The organism is Lutibacter sp. (genome assembly GCF_013139515.1).
In the GTDB taxonomy this organism is placed as follows: domain Bacteria; phylum Bacteroidota; class Bacteroidia; order Flavobacteriales; family Flavobacteriaceae; genus Lutibacter.
In genome coordinates, this window is record NZ_WTAR01000044.1 from 1 (window position 1) to 6,335 (window position 6,335).

The 6,335-nt window shown below is 29.8% G+C and carries 8 protein-coding genes and 1 other RNA gene; 6 read left to right on the forward strand and 3 right to left on the reverse strand.

The features are described 5' to 3' along the window. The 4 genes from GQ540_RS05155 to GQ540_RS05170 form a co-directional block, all read left to right on the forward strand. A partial coding sequence (locus tag GQ540_RS05155; protein ID WP_291798321.1) for an FAD-dependent oxidoreductase occupies positions 1-636 on the forward strand: 636 nt, incomplete at its 5' end. Between the two features lie 90 nt (positions 637-726). After that, a complete protein-coding gene (locus GQ540_RS05160) occupies positions 727-1,683 on the forward strand; it encodes a hypothetical protein (RefSeq protein WP_291798324.1) in 957 nt (318 codons plus the stop codon). 68 nt (positions 1,684-1,751) lie between these two features. Further along, a complete protein-coding gene (locus GQ540_RS05165) occupies positions 1,752-2,174 on the forward strand; it encodes a hypothetical protein (RefSeq protein ID WP_291798327.1) in 423 nt (140 codons plus the stop codon). Positions 2,175-2,189: 15 nt separating this feature from the next. Next, positions 2,190-2,609 (forward strand): hypothetical protein, encoded by a 420-nt coding sequence (locus tag GQ540_RS05170; RefSeq protein ID WP_291798330.1) that lies wholly within the window; start codon positions 2,190-2,192, stop codon positions 2,607-2,609. A gap of 82 nt (positions 2,610-2,691) precedes the next feature. Here GQ540_RS05170 and fsa read toward each other — a convergent pair whose 3' ends face one another. The 3 genes from fsa to ffs all read right to left on the reverse strand — a co-directional run bounded on the left by fsa (position 2,692) and on the right by ffs (position 4,431). After that, on the reverse strand, positions 2,692-3,345 hold the full coding sequence (gene fsa, locus GQ540_RS05175; protein WP_291798333.1) for a fructose-6-phosphate aldolase: 654 nt from the start codon (positions 3,343-3,345) through the stop codon (positions 2,692-2,694). 58 nt (positions 3,346-3,403) lie between these two features. Then, entirely contained in the window at positions 3,404-4,207 is an 804-nt protein-coding gene (locus GQ540_RS05180; RefSeq protein WP_291798335.1) for an SDR family oxidoreductase, read from the reverse strand. A gap of 125 nt (positions 4,208-4,332) precedes the next feature. Beyond that, positions 4,333-4,431: signal recognition particle sRNA small type (gene ffs / locus GQ540_RS05185), an RNA gene on the reverse strand. Positions 4,432-4,609: 178 nt separating this feature from the next. On the opposite strand from ffs, the gene GQ540_RS05190 reads away from it, so the two are divergent. Both GQ540_RS05190 and GQ540_RS05195 read left to right on the forward strand, forming a co-directional pair. Beyond that, on the forward strand, positions 4,610-5,146 hold the full coding sequence (locus GQ540_RS05190) for a DUF4199 domain-containing protein (protein ID WP_291798338.1): 537 nt from the start codon (positions 4,610-4,612) through the stop codon (positions 5,144-5,146). 15 nt (positions 5,147-5,161) lie between these two features. After that, positions 5,162-6,109 carry a glycosyltransferase family 2 protein gene (locus GQ540_RS05195; RefSeq protein ID WP_291798340.1) on the forward strand — a complete coding sequence of 316 codons (948 nt, stop codon included), beginning with the start codon at positions 5,162-5,164 and terminating at the stop codon, positions 6,107-6,109. Positions 6,110-6,335: the final 226 nt, after the last annotated feature.

A 6,335-nucleotide genomic window follows, 5' to 3' on the forward strand; every position in this document is an offset into this window, starting at 1 on the left:
AAAAAAGGAGAAGAGACTTTAGAAGCTGATATTCTATTATCGGCAGTAGGTATTAAATCGAATATCGAAAATATAGGATTAGAAGATGTGGGTATAGTAGTTGACAGAGATAAGATTTTAGTGAATGATTTTTACCAAACAAACATACCTGGTTATTATGCAATTGGTGATGTTGTTCCTGGTCAAGCATTAGCACATGTTGCTTCTGCTGAAGGAATTACATGCGTTGAGAAATTAGCAGGATTACATACAGAGGCAATTGATTATGGCAATGTACCAGGTTGTACATATGCTACTCCAGAAATTGCAAGTGTTGGTATGACAGAAGCAAAAGCAAAAGAGGCTGGTTACGATTTAAAAATTGGAAAATTTCCTTTTAGTGCATCTGGAAAAGCAACTGCTGCGGGAACTACAGATGGATTTGTAAAAGTAATTTTTGATGCTAAATATGGAGAATGGTTAGGTTGTCATATGATTGGTGCAGGTGTAACTGATATGATTGCTGAAGCTGTTTTAGGTAGAAAATTAGAAACTACAGGTCACGAAGTGTTAAAAACAATTCATCCTCACCCAACTATGAGTGAAGCAGTTATGGAAGCTGTTGCAGATGCTTATGACGAAGTGATTCACTTATAAAATAAGTTAAAAATTTATTAAAAGTCCTAACAAAATTGTTAGGACTTTTTTATTTACAATATATTTGAGTAAAACCACTAACAAACACATATGAAATCTTGTTTACTGTTCCTTTTACTTATTTCAATTAGCATAAATGCTCAAGAGAATAAGAACACCTTAATTAGTCCATTTTTACCAGAAATAATTTCTGAATTCCCAAACGTTAGAGATATAAGTATTTCCTACGATGAAAATGAAGTTTATTTCTCAGTTCAAAGTTATTTCAGTGAGTTATCGGCAATTGTAATTATTAAAAAAGAAAATAACAGATGGTCAAAACCTAAAATTGTTTCATTTTCAGGTCAATTTCATGATATTGAACCATTTTTATCTCCAAATAGTTTAAAACTGTATTTTGCTTCAAACAGACCTTTAAATACTTCCGAAGTAAAAACAAAAGATTTTGATATTTGGTATGTTGAAAGAAAAACTTTAGAAAGTGAATGGTCTGAGCCAGTTAATTTGGGAGCACCAATAAATACAAGTGGTAATGAGTTTTACCCTTCAATTTCCTCATCAAACAATTTATACTTTACAAGTGATGGCACAGTTTCAAAAGGAAAAGATGATATTTATTTTAGCAAATTTGAGAACGGAAAATATAGCTCTCCAATATCTTTAGATTCAACAATAAATACAGAAGGATACGAATTTAATGCTTTTGTTTCACCTGACGAGTCATTTATAATTTTTACAGGCTATAGCAGAAAAGATGGTTTTGGAAGCGGTGATTTATACATTAGTTACAAAGATGAAGATGAAAATTGGCAAATGGCTAAAAATATGGGAGCAACTATAAATTCAGACAAAATGGATTATTGTCCTTTTGTAAATTTAAATTCAAACACTTTATATTTTACAAGTAAGAGAAATACAACAAAGGCAAGTTTTCAAACAAAAATGCCTTTAGATAAAATATTAAACGAAATGTACAAATCTGAAAATGGTTTAAGTAAATTATATAAAACTACATTTAAAAAAACAATTAATAATTCACAAAAGTAGTTTAAACCAACTTCCAGAATTTATTAATTTATACTATATTTGAAAACTAACAATCAGTCGTAATTATTATGAAAGTATTTCAATTATTTCTAGCACTTATTTTAGCAATAACTGTTTCGTGCAAAGAAGACAAACCAGAAACTACACAAAAAACAAAAAAAGTAACCACTAAAGCAATACATTATATTTGTGATAACAAATGTGAAAATAGCGGTAGTGATGTTGCTGGAAATTGCCCAACATGCAATACGCCTTACACACATAATTTAGCATTTCATAATGATGAGTTTCTAAAAAACGGACCTTTAAACGTTCCTAAAACTGATTTAAACAGTAATCCAACAACAAATAAATCGGCTTCACCTGCGCAAAATGCCAAAGGTGTTTATCATTACACATGCAGTAATGGCTGTTATGGTGGCGCTGGTACTGCTGCAAAGTGTACTTCTTGCGGATCAGATTTAGCTCACAATCAGGCATATCATAATTAAAACCAAAAAAACAACATGGCTTTTTCTTTTTCAAACCTTTTAAAATCTAAAAAAGTAGAAACGCCTTCAGCAAAAATTCCTAAAATTGAATTTGAAGGAGGAACCAAATATGCTGAAGATGAAGCTAATAATGTATATTTAGATTTTGAAGAATTAGGAGGTTTTCCATTTATAAAAACAATTATTATTGGAAGCGTTTCAACAAAAATTAAGAGAACTGGTTGTACACTAACTTTTATTTTTGAAAACGATTCATTAACATTGAATTCAGATAATACTGATATTGAATCTAACAAAATAAAAAATACAGCTTCTTATTATACAGAAATTGACTTTGAGTTAAATGATGACGAAGCTGACAAAATTAAACGTGAAAAAGTAACAAAAATTGAATATAGCTTTAAAGGCAAAGCATATACTTATAAAACGGTATAACAAACTCATAAATCTATCATAAAAAAAGGAACTGCTATTAACAGTTCCTTTTTTTATGTATATATGTTATTGTAAGCTTATACTAGTTTCCTTTTTTATAATCAGCTAAAAACTGTGCTAAACCACTATCAGTTAAAGGATGTTTTAATAATCCTTTAATAGCACTTAAAGGCCCAGTCATAACATCTGCTCCAATTTTTGCGCAATCCATAATATGCATTGTATGACGTACTGAAGCTGCTAAAATTTGAGTTTCAAAACCATAGTTATCATAAATATGTTTTATATCAGAAATCAATCCTAAACCATCTGTTGAAATATCATCTAAACGACCAATAAAAGGCGACATATACGTTGCTCCTGCTTTTGCAGCTAATAAAGCTTGCCCAGCTGAAAATACTAAAGTAACATTCGTTTTAATTCCTTTATCAGAAAAATACTTACACGCTTTAATTCCATCAGCAATCATTGGTAATTTTACCACAATTTGAGGATGCAAAGCTGCTAAAGCTTCTCCTTCCTTAACCATTCCTTCAAAATCTATTGCGATAACTTCGGCAGAAACATCACCATCAACTATATTACAAATATCAACATAGTGTTGCAAAATATTTTTAGCACCAGTAATTCCTTCTTTAGCCATTAATGATGGATTGGTAGTTACACCATCTAAAATTCCTAAAGCTTGTGCTTCTTTAATTTGCTCTAAGTTTGCAGTGTCAATAAAAAATTTCATTCTTTATATGTTGTTTAATTTATATATTTATTTATCCTTCGCAAAAGTACTTAATTGATTACAATTTATAATGATTCATTAATAACTTTTCATAAATAGTATCCGGTAATATTTTTTTCAATACAATTGAAAATTTTTGCATAAAATCGCCCACTTTATAATGCACTTTTGGTTTTTTAGTATTGATGATTTTATAAATAGCTTTTGCCATTTCAATTGGGTCACTTCCACTATCCACATGGGAATCCATTAAATCTAAATTACTTTGGTACACATCTTTATAAGGTGAATTCTCAAAAACTGGTGTATGAAATCTTCCTGAAGCAATATTTGTAGCAAAATCTCCAGGGGCAACATTGGTAACTTCAATACCAAAGCTTTTAACTTCCATACGAATTGCTTCTGTAACGATTTCCAAAGCTCCTTTTGTTGCTGAATAAATGCCTCTAAAAGGTAATCCCATATAACCTGCAATTGAAGTTACATTTATTATCAAACCACTATTTTGAGTACGCATTTGAGGTAACACAGCTTTCATAACGTCAATTGCACCAAAAAAATTTGTATCAAATACATTACGCATTTCATTGGTTGGAGTTTCTTCAATAGGGCCTGTAATTCCCATACCAGCATTGTTAATTAAAATATCTAGTCTTCCTTCATTTCCAATAACTTCACTTACTGCCTCAGCAATTGTTTCTGTATGATTTACATCTAAAGAAACTAATTTAAAAGGGGGATTTTTAATTTTATCTGAATTTCTGCTAGTTCCGTAAACTATAAATCCTTTTTGAGTTAAAAATTCACCAACCGATTTTCCAATTCCTGATGAACCTCCTGTAATTAAAACAACTTTTTTCATTAAATATTGAAAGATTAAAATTATTAATTGCTTTCAAAAGTAAGGTATTTGAAATAAATTATAATTTAGAATTGATTTTTTTTGAAGTAAAATACACTTCTAAAAACTTAACAAAAGTGCATAAAAAAAGGCAAGCTACCTACATCACACTGCTACAACCTAATACCTTTGCTGCGTTCCCGCCCTGGAGGATTCAAAGGGAGCTAGTTGTGTAGGACTTGCCAGCTGCAAATTTACAATCAATTTTTGTTTTACCAATGATTTTTTTTATAATTTTATGTAACATTTTTAAATAACTGTTAACTAATAAATTAATTAAAACAATTTATTAATATTAATAATAACAAGCTATACTAAAGTGGTATTTAGTATATTTGTTAAACTAAAATCTATTCAATTATTATGGAAAACCAAACAACAACACCAAAACAAATCATGTTAAACTATGGTTTAATATTAGGATTTACTGGTATTTTATTAAATGTTGCTTTATTTGCAATGGGAAAAACCTATGATCCGCACTGGTCTATGGCAATTATTGGGATTGCTATTACCGTAGCTATTATAGTATTAGGTATTAAAAAAATTAAAGAATTAAACGGTGGGTTTCTATCTTTAGGTGAAGCTTTAAAAACAGGTCTAGGGATTGCTCTAATTTCTGGATTAGTTGGTGTTGCTTACACTTTAATTTTTACTAATTTTATTGAGCCTGAATACTTTACCAGAATGGCTGATGTACAAGAACAAGCAATGATAGAACAGTATCCTAACATGTCTGATGAACAATTAGAAACATCTTTAGCGATGGCTAGTAAAATGTCAGGACCTGTAATGGCTTCAGCAATGAACATCATTGGAAGCTTATTTGTTGGGTTTATAATTTCACTAATTGGAGGTTTAATTATGAAAAAAACTGACGAAGAAATTACAAGTATTTAATAAAATAAAACTTAAATGGATATATCAGTAGTTATTCCACTATTGAACGAAGATGAATCTTTAAAAGAATTACACGATTGGATTGCAAAAGTTATGCAATCCAATCGTTATTCTTATGAAATACTTTTTATTGATGATGGTAGTACAGATAACTCTTGGAAAGTTATTGAAACCTTATCAAAAGAAAATTCAAGTGTAAAAGGACTTCGATTTCAAAAAAATTACGGAAAATCTCAAGCATTAAATGCGGGGTTTAAAGAGGTGCAAGGTGATGTAGTTATTACAATGGATGCCGACTTACAAGATAGTCCAGATGAAATACCAGAGCTGTACAACTTAATTAAAAATGAAGGATTTGACTTAATTTCGGGTTGGAAAAAAAAGCGTTACGATTCTAAAATCAGGAAAAATATTCCTTCAAAATTATTTAATGCGGCAGCCCGTAAAACTTCAGGGTTAAAATTACACGATTTTAATTGTGGATTGAAATCATATAAAAATGAAGTTGTTAAGAATATTGATGTAAGTGGAGAAATGCATCGCTACATTCCTGTACTTGCTAAAAATGCAGGGTATCATAAAATCGATGAAAAAGTAGTTGCACATCAAGCAAGAAAATATGGCGTTACAAAGTTTGGAATTGACCGCTTTATAAATGGTTTTTTAGACCTTATTACAATCTGGTTTTTATCTAAATTTGGTAAAAGTCCTATGCATTTATTCGGCTTATTAGGAACTATTATGTTTATTATTGGCTGTACTTTTGCATTTTATTTAGGTGTAGACAAATTATTTTTTCACCCAATGGGCAGATTAATTACACAACGCCCACAATTTTATATTTCATTGGTAACAATGATAATTGGTACGCAATTCTTTTTAGCTGGCTTTTTAGGCGAAATAATTTTAAGGTCAAAAAATGACACGGAACGTTATTCAATTTCAAAAAAAATAAATTTATAACGTTTTAGTTAAAAGTCTAAAAATTCCAAAGCAAATAACCGTTAATAATAGTATTTTTGTAGTTAAATTAATTTTAAGAACATGAGTAATATTTTAGAAAAAGCACAACTTTGGCTTTCTGATACATTTGATACTGAAACACAACAAGAAGTTCAACAATTAATAACATCTAATACGGAACAATTAACCGAAAGTTTTTATAAAAATTTAGAATTTGGAACTGGTG